A 17910-nucleotide genomic window follows, 5' to 3' on the forward strand; every position below is an offset into this window, starting at 1 on the left:
GAGGAGAAGAAGAATGCTAGTTAGTAGACGAAAAGGAAATGCAGCAAATCATATTGTCAGGATCAATGGAAAACGAATCGATCTCAAAGCATTAGAGAAAGTCTTCATGCTTCACTTTCCACTAAAGGAATGTGCGCTCATCCCGAAGAAAAATCGAGAAGGGGGCCTATCGCTTGTGCTGTTTGCACAGGCGAAGGACCCTTCGTTGACAAGAGAGGATTTGATGAGAGGCCCGCTTCATCCTGATGAAGTGCCAGCCGCGCTCGTCCTCGTCCCTTCCTTGCCGCGAAAAGAAAGTGGAGCGGTCGATACCGAGGCGCTGCTTGCCATTGACGTACTAGATGAAGAGGAACGGAAAAAGATAGAAGAGCGCACGAAAGCCATAGATGGAGTAGAGGAAGCAGCCGTTTTGATAGAGAGTCAGACAGAAAAACAAACTCCCTATCATTTAGATGACCTCTTCCCAGATAGACAGCGTACAAATGGAAACGAATCGTTTTCAAAAGATGAAGTCAGCCAAACCATACAATCCTCCGTACAAGAAAAACCACCAGCTCTTGTTTATGGCGGTGATTTGATTAGAAAACCAGGTACACCAGTCACATTGACAGAGGTACTGATCCGAGCCGCCTTTATGTCACCAAATCGCGGAGTCACGTATCTCAAAGAAGGCGGTCATGAGGTGATCCAGACTTACCCGGAATTGCTCACAGGAGCGGAACGTGTCCTATCAGGATTAAGGGCAGCCGGACTTTCAAACGGCGATCAAGTGCTGCTTCAATTGAAAGATCATCAAGATTTTATCACAGTATTCTGGGGCTGTATTCTCGGTGGAATGATTCCAACCCCAGTCTCTGTACCGCCTGTGTATGATGAAATGAATCAAGGCGTGAACAAGCTCAAGGGCGTGTTTCAGCTGCAAAATGAGCCATTCATTATTACAAACGAAGCGAGTGCTGAGGACATTGCAGGACTGCGTGAAACATTTGAATCAAAAGCGATTCCGATTTTAACAATCGAAACATTACTTGCCTGTGATCCAGATGAACAGCATTATGAGCCAGAGCCGGATGAGCCTGTGCTTCAGCTGCTGTCCTCAGGAAGTACGGGTGTGCCAAAGTGTATCCGGCACAACCATCAAAGCATTTTATCTAGAATCATTTCCTTTGAGCAGGCAAATGGTTTCACGCATGAGGATGTATCAATGAACTGGATGCCGCTTGATCATGTAGGGGGCATTGTCATGTTTCATGTCCATGATGTGTACCTCGGCTGCCAGCAAATTAGTCCATCCATTGATCAATTTATCGAACGGCCGATGGTGTGGCTGGATTGGATAGAAAGATACGGTGTCACAAGGACGTGGGCGCCAAACTTTGCCTTTGCGATGATGAATGAATATGAAGACGACATTCGCAAAGGGAGCTGGGATCTCTCCACCTTGACCTATATCATGAACGCCGCCGAAGCAGTTGTTCCAAAAGTGACGCAGCGTTTCATGCACATCATGGGTGAGCACGGATTAAGCCGCCATGCGATGGTGCCGGCTTATGGCATGTCAGAAACATCATCAGCCATTGTCCAGTCAAAAGAATTCATGCGTCATGATGATCAGGGTGGACAACTGACCATTGATCAGACCTCATTAACAAGTGAGATTCAATATGTGACGCACGATCATCCGCACAAGATGACCTTTACAGAAGTTGGTGCACCCATCCCTTCTGTATGGATTCGGATTGTAGATGAGCATCACCAAGTGCTGCCAGAAGATCAAGTCGGCCGCTTGCAGGTGAAGAGTCCAACGATTATGATGGGCTACTATCAAAATGAGGAAGCGAATGAAGAAGTATTTGCAGAAAACGGCTGGTTTCATACAGGAGATTTAGGATTTATTCATGAAGGGCGCCTAGTCCTCACAGGGCGGGAAAAGGACATCATCGTCATCAACGGAGCGAACTATTTGAATTACGAAATTGAAGCCGTTGTGGAAGAAGTTGAGGGGGTTGAAGTCACATTTGCCGCTGCGTACGGCATTTACAATCCCGAATCAAGTAATGACACACTCGCCGTCTTTTTTGTCACGGAGAAGGATTCGATAGAGGATCAAATCACAATGATTCAGCAGATTAGAGAGAGCATCATTCGCAAAATGGGAATCGAACCTGACCACATCATTCCGCTGAAAAAAGACCAATTTCCGAAAACAGAAAGCGGAAAAATCCAACGTGCCCAACTAGGTGCGGCACTGAAAGATGGGGTGTTTCATGACATTGAACGTGCACTTGATCTTGCTTCGGAAAATGAACAAACCCTCCCAGATTGGTTCTTTAAACGTATTTGGGTAAAAGAGAATATCGGTCCATCTCAGCCGATATCCACTGATCATGTACTCGTATTTGAGGATGAAAAAGGGCTTTATCAATCGCTTTATACACAATTTGAACAAATGAACCTGCCTTATGTTTCTGTGAAAAAGGGTTATGAATTTTTACGCCTGTCAAAAGGGATGTATCAGATGAACCCTCGAATCAAGGGGGATTACGTCAGGCTTGTGGCGGCGCTTGAAGCCGATGAATTGAAAATTGACCGTATGCTCCACTTGTGGAATGTGTCAGACAAGGAGATGATTGCGAGCCCTGCGCAGTTCAAAGAACTGAATGCAAGCACCAGCCAATCCATTTTGTATTTGTATCAAGCATTGAGACAAGAAAATAAAGAGCCGATGCGTCTCGTTGTTGTCACAAAAGGTGGTCAATTGGTAAAACCGCAAGATGAGCTTCATGTGGAGAAAACGTCTCTTGCCGGATTATTAAAAACCATCCCGCAAGAATGGGAAGGGGCAGAAGTGTCTCACCTTGATATTGAAGCGGAGAATGTGGAACAGGATGCCAAACATATTGCGGACGAACTAGGTGCGATTCATTTGAAAGCGGAAGTGTCTTACCGGCATGGCCAGCGCCTCGTACCAAAGCTGGAAAAAGTGAATATGATGACGGCACCTCAGACAGAAGGGTTTTTAGAATATGAAGGCTTGTACTTGCTGACTGGCGGGCTTGGCGGTATTGGATTTGAACTGTCTAAGCAAATGCTCCAATTTGGCTTGAAGCTCGTGTTAATTGGACGGACATCCCTTGAAGAAGACAGAGAAAAAGAGGCGTCATTCTCACAACTTAAAGATCTGGGAGACGTCCTTTATGTACAAGCCGATGTGACGAATTTATGTGACGTCGAGCAGGCGATTTATGAAGCAGAAAAGCATTTCGGACAGTCGATCCGAGGAGCGCTTCATTTAGCCGGTGCTGGCAATGTATCTGAGCACTTTCAGCATGTGGATACGTACACATTGGCTCATACAACAGAAGAAGATTTCGTCAAAGAACTTTCAGGGAAGGCAGATGGCGCTTGGGTGCTCCAAGAAGCCTTCAAGCATGACCCGTCAGTTCCACTCGTCTTTTTTGGATCAGTGAATGGCTATTTTGGCGGCACAACATTTGGTGCATATTCTGCTGCAAACAGCTTTTTAGATGGACTCGCACATGCCCTTACCTATCATGAGGGAAGAAGAGCGATTTCGTTAAATTTCAGCATGTGGGATAATCTTGGTTTGTCTAAGGGACATACTGGGGCCGCGCTAACCGTTCGCAAGGGCTTTCAATTGATTGGAAAAAAACAAGGGCTCCATTCATTATGTCTAGGTGTTCGGCTGAATGAAGCGCATCTATTTATTGGCCTAGATGGGGCGAATCAAGAAATCGCTGAACATCTTCAACCAGCACCAGTACCACATTTTGAAAAGAAACTGTACTATACGGTGCAATCAGGCAAAGAAGTGGATGCTGACAAGATCACAGACATCATAGAGGGGAAATGGGACATCAGGCAAGTGGAAGATATACCGAAAAAACAAGATGGCTCTATTGATCACGAAGCCCTCAAACAGTTCCATCACAAACACGCACAGCCGTTTGAAAAGCAATTGCCAGAAACGAAGACAGAGCAGGTGCTTGCGGCCATATGGGAGGATATTTTAGAAGTCGATCGTGTGTACAAAGAGGATCAATTCTTTGACCTTGGTGGACATTCATTAAAGGCCACTCAAACGATTTCACGTATTAATCATGAGTTTTCAATAAAGGCACCGCTAAAAATCTTATTTGAAAGCAAGAATCTGGCACACTTGGCACAAATGGTCGATGACATCAATGGAGCACCAGCCATTCAGGAAGCCAGCATTCCAAAGCTGGAAAAACGAACAAGCTATGAGCTGTCACACGCTCAAAAGCGAATTTGGTTCTTATCTACATTAGAAAAGAGCCATCATTACAATATATTAGGTGCTTGGAAACTGATAGGCCAATTACACATCCAAACGTTAACAAAGGCGATCGGTCTCTTAACAAAACGTCATGAAGCACTGCGCGCAACATTTCAAACCATTGGCGGCAAGCCGGTTCAAGTCATCCGTGAAGATCTTCCGCCATCAGTAACCGTTGCGAATTTCTCATTATTTAATGAAAAAACAAGAGCGAGAAGATTGGAACAGCTGATTCAGCAAGAGGCGAACCGCATCTATGACTTAGAACGGGGACCGCTTGCACAGTGGACAATTGTTGATATGGGGAAAGAGGAATATTACTTGCTTTGTGCGCAGCATCATATCATTTCCGATGCATGGTCGCTCAGCCTGCTTATTCAAGAATTAGAAGTCGTGTATGGTGCGCTATTATCAGAGAAAACGCCTGAGCTACCTGCACTTGAGATTGAATGGACTGATTATGTTCATTGGGAGAATGAGCAATTAAAGAACCACCATGAGGCTCAGAGCTATTGGCTAGAAACGTTACAAGGAGAGTTGCCGGTATTAGAGCTCCCGTTTGACCGTCCACGTCCGCCGGTTCAAACATTTAATGGGGCTACAGAGCAAATCGTGATAGATGAACCGCTTGTTCGTCGTTTACATGCCTTGTCGAGGCAGCAGGGGACAACACTATTTATGACGATGTTGTCAGCCTATTATGTCCTGCTTCACAAGTTGTCTGGACAAACAGATGTCATTGTTGGATCGCCGATCGCTGGCCGTGATGTCGAACAATCAGAGAAGCTCGTCGGCATGTTTGTCAATACGTTGGCGCTGAGACAGGACGTTTCAACAGCCGATACCTTTGCCGATTTACTGGCAAAGGTGAAAGAAATGACGTTAAAAGCCTTTGAGCATCAGCATTATCCATTCGACAAGCTTGTGGATGACCTTTCAATGGATAGAGACCTAAGTCGTTCACCGATCTTCCAAGTCGCCATGGGGTATGTCACTGATTCGCTGGATATCAACCTAAAAGGACTGACATCGGAACAAGTGATGGTCCATCATACCGTCTCTAAATTTGATCTCACCTTGCATGTATTTGAGCAGGAGGACAAGCTGTCTATCCATGTGGAATATAATACGGATTTATTTGAGCAAGAAACGATCCACCGTATGATGAATTATTATCTCAATTTGTTAGATGGCATGACGGCTCAGCCTGAACGGACATTCGCTGACTTTTGCGTCATGGACAAAACAGAACAGAATGCCATGATCATAGGAAAAAATCAAACCGACACGCCTTATCCAAAGCGTACGCTGCAAGAATTATTTGAAGAACAAGTGCAGCGTGACCCGCACCGGATTGCTGTATCCTATATGGAAGAGCATATGACGTATCAAGATTTAGACGAGAAGGCGACAAAACTGGCTGCCTATTTACAGTCAAAGGGCGTTGGACCAGGTTCACTTGTCCCGATGCTGTTTGATCGTTCGTTTGACATGATGGTCTCAGTTCTAGGGATCGTCAAGTCGGGTGCTGCTTATGTACCGATGTCACCTGAGTATCCAGATGCCCGCATCGGTCTGATCGTTCGCGATACACAAAGCGATATCATCTTAACCCAGTCGCATCTGATCAATCGTTTAGACGGTCTGAGCGGCACAAAGATTGAAATGGACAAGCCGTTACCAGAAACAGGCGCAGTGTATCAAAGGGAAAAATCGATTGTAGGAGAAGACCAGCTTGCCTATGTGAACTACACTTCAGGCTCAACAGGCACACCAAAAGGCGTGATGCTTCCTCATGCAGGTGTGGTCCGCTTAGTGAAAGAAACAAACTATATTGAGCTTGGTTCAGAAGATAAAATGCTTCAGCTGTCTAACTATGCATTTGATGCCTTTACCTTTGAATTATGGGGAATGCTGCTAAGTGGCGGTCAGCTGGTTCTGATCCCGAAATATGCTGCTCTAAATATGGACGAATTAACTCGTTTAATCAAAACGCATCAAGTCACAGCCAACTGTTTGCCAACTGCATTATTCAACCGGCTGATTGAGCATGATCCAAAAAGTGTGGCTGGATACCGTACATTACTCGTTGGCGGAGAAGCCATGTCTAGTGAGCATGCACGAAAGGCATTGCCACATATGAAGGGTGTGCTGATCAATGCTTACGGTCCAACAGAAAACACAACATTAGCGACCACTTATCAAGTCACACACGTACCGGAGGATGCAAGATCAGTGCCAATCGGTGTGCCAGTCGCCAACTCAACGGTTGTCATACTTGATGATCATCTCAATCCAGTACCAACAGGCGTCAAAGGAGAAATCTATATCGGCGGAACAGGGCTGGCAAAAGGATATCTGCATGACCCAGAGCGCACGAAGGAGCGGTTTATTGACAATCCATTCCCGGCATTAAAAGGGGACAAACTGTATCGTTCCGGTGACCTAGGGAAATGGCGGTCTGATGGCAGTATTGAATACCTTGGCCGAAAAGACAACTTGGTCAAAATTAGAGGCTACCGAATTGAATGTGGAGAAATCGAGACAGCCCTGCTCAAACACCCACAAGTAAAAGAATGTACCGTCATTGCTAAAACGTACGGCAGCTCAAAACGGCTGGCAGCTTACCTTGTCATAGATGGGGGAGAGCCTGTTCCCGGATGGAAAGCATTTTTACAGGAAAGCCTGCCAGGCTATATGATTCCAAGTTACTTTATCGTACTTGACGCAATTCCTGTCACAACAAATGGGAAGGTCGATCAAAAAGCACTGCCGGAGCCGACAGACGCAGTCTCATCCTCACATGAAGACGATCAACCGGCAACAGAAACACAGCAGCTGATTGTGACAGCTTTCAGTGAAGTGCTTGGTGTCAAACGAGTAGGAATTCATGATTCATTCTTTGATTTAGGTGGAGATTCCATTATGAGTATTCAAGCCGTTGCCAAATTAAAAGAAAAAGGTGTCCGTGTTGATCCGAAATGGATTTTCATGCACCCAGCGCCAGCACAGTTAGCGGCATATTTGGACACAGTGCCAGAAACAGGCGAGCCTGTCGAAAGAGCGCCGAAAGACTATGTGATCGAGTTGAAAAAAGGGGATCCGGCTGAACCGAGAATTTTCTTTGCACCGCCTGCTGGTGGAACGGTGATGGGGTATATCGATGTGGCCAAGCTCATGACACATGAAGGAGCTGTTTACGCCTTGCAGTCTCCAGGCTTGTATGAGGATGAAGAACCACAATTCCTTCATTATACAGAGCTTGTCACCATTTTTATTGAAGCCATTGAGACATTCTATCGACCAGGCATTGATTATTTGGCAGGACATTCCATGGGCGGACATCTTGCTTACGGAATGAATCAGAGACTCTGTCATGCAGGAAAAGCGCCAAAAGGATTGATCATTTTAGATACGGTTCCGGTATTAAGAGATGAGGCAGATCAAGCGCTTCATGCCGATATGAACGAAGAAGAAGTGAAAATGCTGGCCCTCGTCCTAGGTATGGGGAACCTCGTCGGCATCAAACCAGAAGCATTACAAGGGCTCAGCTTCCAAGAAGTGAAGCAGAAAATCCTCAAAGAAGCAGAAAAGGATGAAGTCGTTCATCAATTTATGAATGATCACTATTTAGATAAATACTTGCAAATGCAGACACATAATACCATCATGTCACAAGCCATTGAATTAGAAAAAGACCCATTCTCTGTGCCGTTTTATATTATACAAAGCAGCGATCACGCCACAGATTTCCAGAAGAAATTTGCCGATTGGGAAGCTTACACGAGAGAAACGTGCTCGTATTTTCAGATAAAAGGCGACCATGTGACCATGATGAAAAGACCGCAGGCAGATCAACTTGCGCAGATTCTTGAAACGATCGTAAAGGGGTAAGGACGTATGAACCAATTATTTAAAACCTTTGAAAAAAAATCAGATCTGATTCAGCTTATTTGTTTTCCTTTTGCAGGCGGATATTCCGCCTCTTACCGTCCGCTCTTTGAACAGCTGAAGGACACGGCCGAAGTGACAGCAGCAGAGCCTCCGGGTCATGGAACGAACCTCATGCCGCTTGAAACAAGCATTGACCGGCTGGCTGAATTGTATAAAGAAGGACTGACAGGCAAATTAAACCGTCCATTTATTTTGTTCGGACATTCCATGGGCGGACTTGTGGTGTACAGGCTGACTCAGTTGCTAGAAAGGGAAGGCATCGATCCGGCAGCGGTTGTCATTTCTGCCATTCAGCCACCGCAAACAAAAAGACAAATATTGACCCATTTATCGAATGAAGCATTTGTTCAGCATATCGCTGAAATGGGCGGGATTCCAAAAGAATTGTTAGAGAACAAGCCAATGATGGATTACTTTACACCATCCTTACGTGCCGACTATCAAGCATTAGAATCCTTCCAGCACACAGACAAAACAATCATCGAATCACCCGTTTATTTATTGAACGGAAAGCAAGATAAGAAATGCATGGAAGACGCAGACGGCTGGCTAACATGGGCAAACGCCATCGAACGTACTGATTTCGAAGGAGGGCACATGTATATCAACACACACCTCGAGCAGTTCGCAGAACATATGAGGCATGTCATTGAGCAGACAACAAAAAGGCAATTCATCAGCCAATAAAAGAAAACAACGGCCCCGTCAAACGAGGGCCGTTTTCTTTATGAATTCCCCTTCCTCACCACATTCCCGCCAATCACTCCGCCAATGACGAGCACAGCCCCGATGAGGTGAACCATATCAATCGTTTCATGTAAAATAAGCACGCCAGCGGCAATGGTAATGAAAGCAGAAAGGTTGTTAAAGATACTCACCTTTGCTGCTTCAAGGTGGGAAAGAGCATAGTTTGATAAATACGCTGTGAGCAGTGATGAGAGAATGCCTAAAAAGAGCATAGACCATACAAAGGATGGCTGCGTAAACGGACTGAAAAACTGCGGTAGTGTAGTATTTACCGAGTGCCGAATGAGAGCAGCAGCATTAAAGAAGACAAATCCAAAGAATGTCATCACGAAAGTCAGTTCAATGACATGGAATCGCCGTGTCATCATCCTGGCAAATACGCTATAGGCACTGGATGATAAGGCTGAAAGTAAGATCAGCACATAACCAATGAGATGAGAATGTTTCACATCAATTCCCTTCACCACAAAGAGGAGCATCACCCCGGACACAGAAAGAATGGTAAACAGCACCTGGATCGAGGTAGGGCGTTCCTTTAAACACCATGCTGCAAGCACCATTGTCAAAATAGGGATGGTCGCCTGTATAATACCGGCCTCTGATGAAGAGGTGAACATCAGCCCCCACACTTGAAATGCAAAAAACAACACAGGATAAAGCAAGGAAAATGGCACAATGTAAATGAGATCACGCCATTGAATGGAAAAACGGTACTTTTTTCGTAAAAATGGAAATAACAAAAGAGCGGCTGCGAAAGAAACGGTAAATCGGTGTGCCAATACATCAATCGGATTCGCTGATGCTAAGGCTACTTTGACAAACAAGAATGAAAAACCAATCATACAGGCGTATGCGATCGAAGCAGCATACGCTTTTTGTTTTGACATATCCATCAGAATTCTCCTTACACGAGCATGCATGCTTCAGTTGAATTGACCGGTTCTGTCTTTTTATCGTAAACGGATCAAGTAAAGTGTACAATAAGAGTTATTGATATCTGTACCGGTACAAGGAGGGTAGTACTGTGAGGAAATATGATCAGCTTGTGTTGAATATAAAAAACAAAATCGAGAGCGGTGAATACAATGCTGGAATGAAAATTCCATCCATTCGTCACTTAGAGGCTCAATATGCTGTGAGCAAAAGCACTGTCATAAAAGCACTAGACACATTAGAGCGTGAACACTTGCTGTACTCTGTAGAAAGAAGTGGCTATTTTGTCGTGAAAACCAATCAGTCAGCCGTTAAGAAGGGCAGCACATGGATTGATTTTGCTTCCTCTGCGCCTGATCCCATTGTATTTCCATATGTCGATTTTCAGCACTGCATCAATCAAGCGATTGATCTGTATCAAAATGATTTATTTATCTATGGCACCACCAATGGATTACCATCTTTACTGCCAATCATTTCAAAGCGTTTAACGGATTATCAAGTGTTTGCCTCTCCAGAACAGATCGTCATGACTTCTGGTATTCAGCTGGCTTTATCGATTTTAAGCACCATCCCGTTTCCAAATGGAAAACAGACCATATTGGTCGAACAGCCAGGCTATCACCTATTCCTCCAATACTTAGAGAAAAACCAGCTGCCTGTCCGGGGGATTCAGCGGACGAAAAAAGGACTCGATCTTCAGGAATTGGAGCGTATCTTCCGAGAGGAGGATATTCGCTTTTTCTATACGATGCCAAGATTTCAAAACCCGCTTGGAACGAGTCTGTCGAAACAAGAAAAAATAGCGATTGCAGCCCTTGCCGAAGCATATGATGTCTACATCGTTGAAGACGATTATTTGGCTGATTTAGAATTCGATACAAAAAGAGACCCGATCTATTCATATGATCAGGCGGGGAAGGTCATTTATTTAAAAAGCTTCTCAAAAATCATTTTTCCGGGGCTTAGAACAGGTGCTGTCGTCTTACCAAACGAGCTGATTGGCCCCTTTAGTGAACATAAACGGCTGATTGATATCGACAGCTCGATGCTCTCGCAGGCTGCTTTAGAAATTTATTTGAAAAGCGGGATGTTTGAGCGTCATAGAGAAAGGATGCAGGCGACCTATAGAGCTCGATCCAAACAACTTGTAGCCTGTTTGAAAAATGATCAAGGCGCTTATGCGCTGGGAGAAGAGGAGCCAGCTACTCATACCCACGTTCGTGTCGACCGGTCCATTCCGATGAATCAGCTCATTCAGCAGCTAAAAATGGCTTCTGTGATGGTTCAGCCGATCGACCGCCATTTCATTTCTACTTATCATAAGGAGCCTATACTTCAGCTGAACATTTGGCATGTAAAAGAAGAGGAAATCGCACGAGGCGTCGATTTGCTAAAGTCATCACTTCAACAAATCACACGTTATTAAGGCGTGACAGCATGTTCTCACAAGTGAGTATCTCGACGTGCTCAGCCGCAGCGGGTTTTCTTGTACAAACCGCCATTTGGTAGGCAGGATCAAGTGAATATGTTTGGACAACGCAAGGGGCTTCGTGATCAGGTAATCTCAAAGTAGCCTGTCCATCCTCTGACAAGCGAGCGGTAAAGGATGAAAGACCATAGGATATTCCCTTCCCTGTCAGCTTGATAAAAGCCTCCTTCATGGACCATAAATGAAAGAAATAGGCTTCCTGCTGGTCTGCCGGCTGTGATAGTAAATCTTGATATTCGTCAGCTGAAAAAAATCGTTTGGCAATGGCTAAATCAATCGGTTTAATCTCTTCAATATCAATGCCAACAGGCGCATCATCTACTGCGCCCACGACCCAATCACCAGAGTGAGAAAGATTAAAATGAAAAGAAGGAATTTGCCGGACAACAGGCTTTCCATTCCCTTCTGTTTCAAAAATGATCTGTTCCATAGGCAGTGCGTACATCTCATGAATGATGTGACGAATCAGTACCTCACCTAAAAGCGTTCTTCTTGCATCGATCAAAAAACGAAAGCGCTCAGCGGCGGCGCGTTTTTCAAATGACACAAAAGGCTTCAGCTGTTCTATTTGTTTTCGTGCATTTTTATCATCTAAAGGTTGTAATTGAATAGCGAAAATCTTCATAACGGACCTCGATTTTTTACATTTATTGTACCATTGGATGAACACATGCAAAAGAGAAACAGACATCCTGTTCAATGAAAGCACAAAATGACAGGAAGGTGCGGGCGGTTCTCGATATAGTGGAAAAGGAAGGAGAGGGAAAAATGATTCACTTGATCATGGATAGTATCAATTATATGGAAGAGAGGCTGGATCAGCCTTTGCAGATCGAAGAAGTGGCAGAGGCCGCCTGTATGTCTAAATTTCATTATCAGCGGCTATTCCATATGCTGACGGGAATTGCAGTAGCAGAATATATTCGCAAAAGGCGATTAACCCTTGCGGCAGAAGAATTCATGACTAAGCAAGTGAAAGTCATTGATGCGGCGGTGAAGTATGGCTATGAAACCCCAGAGTCGTTTGCGAAAGCCTTCAAGCGGCATCATGGATATACACCGGCAGCAGTGAAAACAGGCGAGTATACAGTGAAAGCCTACCCCCGTCTCTCCTTCGAACTTCAAATAAAAGGAGTCGAACCGATGCATTATCGAATTGTGGAAAAGGATTCATTTTCAATCATGGGCAGAAGACTAAAGACAACAACAAAGAATAGCCAAAACAAACAGGATATTCCCGCCTTTTGGAAGCGTGTCAATCAAGAAGGATGGACGGATTCACTGGCTCATGCAGCTGGAGAACTCGGATATATCGGTGTATGTGCGCATTTTGATGAAACGCTTGAAACATTTGACTATATCATTGGGATTGAGCAAGGTGAGGAACAACCAGATTCGACCATGACAGTCGAGCAGATTCCGGCCAGTACGTGGGCTGTATTTCAGGCAAAGGGGCCTGTCGAAACCGCTGTGCATTCAACATGGACACGTATTTTCACAGAATGGTTTCCTGCCTCAGGATATGAGCATGCTGGGGGAATGGAGATGGAAACGTATCCTTTAGATGGAGAGATACATTCTCCAGATCATGTGACATTGATTTGGATTCCAATCCGTAAACAATCATAAAAAAGGCAGCGTATCTCGCTGCTTTTTATCCTTGTGTGAGGACGTGAACACCGTTTGGATCGGTCGTATTCATCCCATGAGAATCTATCATCTTCACTTCAAGTAAAGAGAGACGTTCTCCCTTTTTCCAATGAATAGGTTGTGTCAAACCGTCCAGCAACTGATCGACCGTAGGTGTATGAGTCAAATCAGGTACTGCGATCGTCATCTCGGCAATTGCTTCTTCACCAGTTTCAATCACATCTGTCCGCCGCTGCAATTCAAGCCTTAAGCGCATCGGTGTAGAAAGAAACGTTCTTCGCTCCCCAGTCTGGATTGCCCAGTTTCTCTTTTGCGCTTGTACCAGCAGCTGATCATATTCATCATCAGTCACTAGAAAGCCGATGTGATCAAAAAGGACTTTTTTACTATAACCAAATGTGATATTGATCTGTCCCTTTCTCATCTCAATGATTCGGAAAGAGGGCTTCTTCTCTCTAAAATCATCCCATGTAAGCGGAGGGGGAAAGGAACCTTCCTTTGCGAAACGCCCCTTTACTTCAAAGCCTAATGAGGTGTACGCCTTCTCCATCTCCTCAACAAATGGTGTCCAGTAATGATAATGGAAAAGCTGCATCAGAGGATCATCTCCTGTTTTAAGAATATTGCGTCTATTTAGTTTAGCACAAAACAAGCCATTCATTTAGTAGAATGGCTTGTTCTTATCGGGTAAGGGTTTGAACAGGCTTCTCCGCTGTTTTTGTAATGAGCAGTTGCAAGAGCCGTGTCGATTGTGGCAATGAAAAGCGAAGGACGAGTCCAGTAAAGATGGCTGTCAGAATCGTTCCAATGCCAATCGGGCCGCCGAGCATCCATGCAAATAGAAGCACGGTTAACTCAATACCATTTCGAACCCACTGTACGTTCAGCCCCGTTTTTGCTGAGATGAGCAACATTAATGAATCCCTTGGCCCAGCGCCAAGATTAGCTGAGACATAAATGCCAACGCCATACCCAGACACAATCACGCCCGTAATAAACACATATAAAGCAGGTAAATACCCATGTGGTGCAGGTAATACTGCATTAAAGAAATCAATAAACACGCCGATCAGCACCATATTGAGCAGGGCGCCGATCTTTGGAAAAGATTTCGTGAAAACAGATGTCAGTGTCACAATCAGTGCACCAATAATGATCGACCATTGTCCAATGGTTAAACCAAAATGCTGAAACAGTCCATAATGAAAAGCGTCCCACGGACCAATGCCAAGGATCTTTCCCTTCACTGTCAGCGATAGTCCAAAAGCAAGTACAATCAATCCCACAAAATAAAAAAACCAACGTAAAAGATGTTCCCGCTTCAAAAGCTTTCCCTTCTTTCTTAAACACTCGATTTCAATCGTAACATACTCGCACGCCCCTTTAAATGGCTTTGCTCAATTGTAATCGCTTACTCGATAAAAAGAATTTTTTCCATAAAAAGAGCAGAAAACATCAAATTTTGGAGCAAGACTTTTGAATTGTTTTTTTTAACAAAGCGAACCAATAATTACCAATTTTTATGAAAATAAGAAAAAAATTCAATATAAAATGACAAAAAAACAACCTTTATCCAATTAAAGAATATTCAAGATAAAATAGAATAGATTGTATGTAAATTGCGTCGTTAGGCCTGTTTTTATTGATAGATAAAATATTTAATACACGATAAAAAAACTTGTTTTATTGGAAAAAACATAGATGAATCAGATGTCGAAAGCTGTATATGACCAAAGGGCTATTTTTGTCGAAAATAGTCTTTTAGTCATGTTGAGGGTTCTGAAATGTTACTGATATTCTTTACCAAAGTGTGGGAGGTGAACTGGTACATACCATTATGATGTAAAGCAGGGAAAAGGGGATGTCAAAAAATGAACATATTAAAAAGAACGAGTCAATTATTTCTTATATTGGTGCTGATCGCTGGAAATTTATTAACGGTCTCACCACCTGTTACAAAAGCTGCTGGAACAGTGGTCGTGAACAATACGGATTCCTATATGATTGGGACTAGGCCACTAGTTCTTCAGCAACTCGATGGAAATGATCCAACAAATGTTAAAGCTAGTGTAGAGGTGAAAGGAATCGATATAGGCGCAGTGAATGGTGTTGCTGTTAGCGATCGAGAAAATGTAGTGTATGCAACTGCAAATGGCACTAGCCTTACTCTATATAAAATAAATGCGACATCAGGGCAAGCACAAGTCGTAACGAAACTACCTGAAGGCGCTACTAATGCCGTTGTGCATCAAGATAAATATATTTATTCTTATTTTTCTAATGGTGATTCTTTCCTTGGAACGTACGATTTAGTTACGGGTCAAAAAACGTCCAAAAAAATCGTCGGTTATGACGCTGGCTCTGGCATTGGTGGTGACATTGGCGGAGATCTTGTAGTCGATAAGGATGGCTATCTTTGGTTTGCATCTAATAACAGTGGAGCCGTTGCGCAAATGAATCCTGAAACAGCTGAAGTCATTCGTGTCATTCCGATTACAAATGCGGATGGTAAAACGATTGACGGAGGCGTGCGGGGAATTAGCTTCTTGCCAAATGGGCAGATGCTATTACAGTCAGGATTAAATGAATCCATTGGTCATTCCACTCTTTTTACACTTGATGCGAAAACATTAAGTACAACATATATGGGCACTGCAGGTGATTCATTATCTTACGACTTAGCTTCAAGGGTGAAGCCTGAATTCGATCCATATCCACCTAACCTTGAATCAGAAAAATCGGTTGCTTTACAGAAAAAAGCAGAAGGCAACACAGATGAAAAGCATCCAGAAGTAGGCGACACTTTGCTTTATACAATTAGAGCAAAAAATACGGTGCAATTCGGCATTCTTAAAAATCTGATCATATCAGATAACCTTCCGAGCAGCTTAACCTATGTTTCTGGTTCTCTTAAGGTAGATGGCACAAGCGTAACAGATGCAAAGGATCAAGACAAAGGTGACTTTACAAACGGTACTGTGACAGGTCAAATAGGTGATGTGAAAGACACCGATTGGCACACTGTGACATTTGAAGCGAAAGTAGCAAAAGGGCAAGCGGGTAAAGATATTCAAAATACAGCGAATGTCAAAGGGGAAAACACACCGCCAGACAATCCAACAACAAACATAGAAATTTATCCTCGTGATCCGAAGCTTGAATCAGAAAAATCAGCGGTCTTACAGAAAAAAGCAGATGGGAATACAGATGAGAAGCACCCAGAAGTAGGGGACACATTGCTGTATACCATTCAAGCCCGTAACGCTGTTGAAGATAGTGTAATAGAAGACCTTGTGATTTCTGACAAGTTACCTCAAGGATTATCTTATGTACCAAATTCTCTACAGGTAGATGGGAATCCAGTCACAGATGCAAAAGATGGCGACAACGGTGATATGACAGATGGAACTGTCACTGGAACGCTCGGTGAAGTGAAAGATACGAAATGGCATACCGTGACGTTTGAAGTCACAGTTGAAAAAGGTCAGGCAGGCAAAGATATTCAAAATACAGCGAGTGTCACAACCGGCAACACACCGCCAGACAAGCCGACAACGAATATAGAAATCTATCCTCGTGACCCGAAGCTGACTTCTGAAAAATCAGCCGTCTTGCAGAAAAAAGCAGATGGCAATACAGATGAGAAGCATCCAGAGGTCGGTGATACACTTCTTTATACGATTAAAACAAAGAATACGATAGAAGATAGTCTCGTTGAAAATTTAGTGATCTCAGACGAACTGCCGGAAGGATTAGCGTATGTGTCGGATTCACTTCAAGTGGATGGAGAGGCAGTCACTGACGCAAAGGATGACGATAACGGAGACTTCACAGATGGTACCATTTCAGGACAATTTGGTGACGTTCAAGATACAGATTGGCATACCGTGACATTTGAAGTGACGGTTGAAAAAGGTCAATCTGGCAAAGACATTCAAAATACAGCGAGTGTCACAGGTGAAAACACACCACCAGACGATCCGACAACAAAAACAGAAATCTATCCTCGTGATCCAAAGCTTGAATCAGAAAAATCAGCCGTCTTACAGAAAAAAGCAGAAGGTAACAAAGATGAGAAGCATCCAGAAGTGGGAGATACCCTGCTTTATACAATTAAAACAAAGAACACGATAGAAGACAGCCTTGTGGAAAATCTAGTGATCTCAGATCAATTACCAAAAGGGCTGAAGTATGTCGCTGGGTCTCTTGAAATTGATGGAGAATCTGTCACAGATGTGAAAGACGACGATAGCGGAGACTACACAGATGGAAAGGTCACAGGTTATTTTGGTAATGTGAAGGACACAGATTGGCATACCGTGACGTTTGAAGTGACAGTTGAAAAGGGACAGGCTGGTCAAGACATTCAAAACACTGCCGAAGTAACAGGTGAAAACACACCGCCAGATGATCCAACAACGAATACAGAAATTTATCCTCGTGAACCAAAACTAGCATCAGAAAAGACAGCGAGCATTCAGAAAAAAGCAGAAGGAAACACAGATGAAAAAACACCACAGGTAGGCGATACCCTTCTGTATACGATCAAAACAAAGAACCTTGAAGAGGACAGCATCGTCGAAAATCTCGTGATTTCAGATCAACTACCAGAAGGTCTTGAATACGTCGAAGGATCATTAAAAGTAGATGACCAAGCCGTCACAGATGCAAAAGATGACGACAACGGAGACTACACAAAAGGCACAGTCACCGGACAATTTGGTGATATCAAAGACACAGACTGGCATACGGTGACGTTTGAAGCGAAGGTCGCTAAAGGCCAAGCGGATAAAACCATTCAAAACACAGCAAAAGT

The 17910-nt window shown here is 43.8% G+C and carries 9 protein-coding genes; 5 read left to right on the top strand and 4 right to left on the bottom strand.

All coding sequences use genetic code 11. The features are described 5' to 3' along the window. Positions 1–13: 13 nt before the first annotated feature. Together FXF70_RS16960 and FXF70_RS16965 are read left to right on the top strand one after the other, a co-directional pair. The gene (locus FXF70_RS16960) at positions 14–8212 is read left to right on the top strand and encodes a non-ribosomal peptide synthetase (RefSeq protein WP_148780807.1); all 8199 of its coding nucleotides are present in this window, start codon (positions 14–16) and stop codon (positions 8210–8212) included. 6 nt (positions 8213–8218) lie between these two features. After that, positions 8219–8959 (top strand): thioesterase II family protein, encoded by a 741-nt coding sequence (locus FXF70_RS16965; protein ID WP_100325552.1) that lies wholly within the window; start codon positions 8219–8221, stop codon positions 8957–8959. Between the two features lie 38 nt (positions 8960–8997). Here FXF70_RS16965 and FXF70_RS16970 read toward each other — a convergent pair whose 3' ends face one another. Beyond that, positions 8998–9912, bottom strand: coding sequence for a DMT family transporter (locus FXF70_RS16970; RefSeq protein WP_148780808.1), 915 nt, complete (start codon positions 9910–9912; stop codon positions 8998–9000). Positions 9913–10043: 131 nt separating this feature from the next. Here FXF70_RS16970 and FXF70_RS16975 point away from each other — a divergent pair, with 131 nt between their 5' ends. Continuing rightward, positions 10044–11381, top strand: a complete 1338-nt coding sequence (locus FXF70_RS16975) for an aminotransferase-like domain-containing protein (RefSeq protein WP_148780809.1) — start codon at positions 10044–10046, stop codon at positions 11379–11381. On the opposite strand, the gene FXF70_RS16980 is transcribed toward FXF70_RS16975, so the two are convergent. Beyond that, a complete protein-coding gene (locus tag FXF70_RS16980) occupies positions 11368–12069 on the bottom strand; it encodes a 4'-phosphopantetheinyl transferase family protein (protein ID WP_148780810.1) in 702 nt (233 codons plus the stop codon). The two genes, FXF70_RS16975 and FXF70_RS16980, sit on opposite strands and share 14 nt — an antisense overlap. Before the next feature lie 143 nt (positions 12070–12212). Between FXF70_RS16980 and FXF70_RS16985 the strand changes: the two genes are divergently transcribed. Then, on the top strand, positions 12213–13073 hold the full coding sequence (locus FXF70_RS16985) for an effector binding domain-containing protein (protein ID WP_098680843.1): 861 nt from the start codon (positions 12213–12215) through the stop codon (positions 13071–13073). 25 nt (positions 13074–13098) lie between these two features. On the opposite strand, the gene FXF70_RS16990 is transcribed toward FXF70_RS16985, so the two are convergent. Continuing rightward, positions 13099–13689, bottom strand: a complete 591-nt coding sequence (locus FXF70_RS16990) for a hypothetical protein (protein ID WP_035704402.1) — start codon at positions 13687–13689, stop codon at positions 13099–13101. 85 nt (positions 13690–13774) lie between these two features. After that, positions 13775–14419, bottom strand: coding sequence for a YczE/YyaS/YitT family protein (locus tag FXF70_RS16995; protein WP_007498187.1), 645 nt, complete (start codon positions 14417–14419; stop codon positions 13775–13777). Positions 14420–14965: 546 nt separating this feature from the next. Here FXF70_RS16995 and FXF70_RS17000 point away from each other — a divergent pair. Then, the coding region (locus tag FXF70_RS17000) for an isopeptide-forming domain-containing fimbrial protein (RefSeq protein WP_148780811.1) at positions 14966–17910 on the top strand (2945 nt) is incomplete at its 3' end.

This window comes from Bacillus sp. Y3, assembly GCF_008123875.1.
Taxonomy (GTDB): Bacteria; Bacillota; Bacilli; order Bacillales; family Bacillaceae; genus Bacillus; species Bacillus altitudinis.

Excerpts from the sequence above, each read along its gene's own strand:
- FXF70_RS16960 (WP_148780807.1), top strand. The coding sequence starts at position 14 with ATGCTAGTTAGTAGACGAAAAGGAAATGCAGCAAATCATATTGTCAGG.
- FXF70_RS16965 (WP_100325552.1), top strand. The coding sequence starts at position 8,219 with ATGAACCAATTATTTAAAACCTTTGAAAAAAAATCAGATCTGATTCAG.
- FXF70_RS16970 (WP_148780808.1), bottom strand. The coding sequence starts at position 9,912 with ATGGATATGTCAAAACAAAAAGCGTATGCTGCTTCGATCGCATACGCC.
- FXF70_RS16980 (WP_148780810.1), bottom strand. The coding sequence starts at position 12,069 with ATGAAGATTTTCGCTATTCAATTACAACCTTTAGATGATAAAAATGCA.
- FXF70_RS16985 (WP_098680843.1), top strand. The coding sequence starts at position 12,213 with ATGATTCACTTGATCATGGATAGTATCAATTATATGGAAGAGAGGCTG.
- FXF70_RS16990 (WP_035704402.1), bottom strand. The coding sequence starts at position 13,689 with ATGCAGCTTTTCCATTATCATTACTGGACACCATTTGTTGAGGAGATG.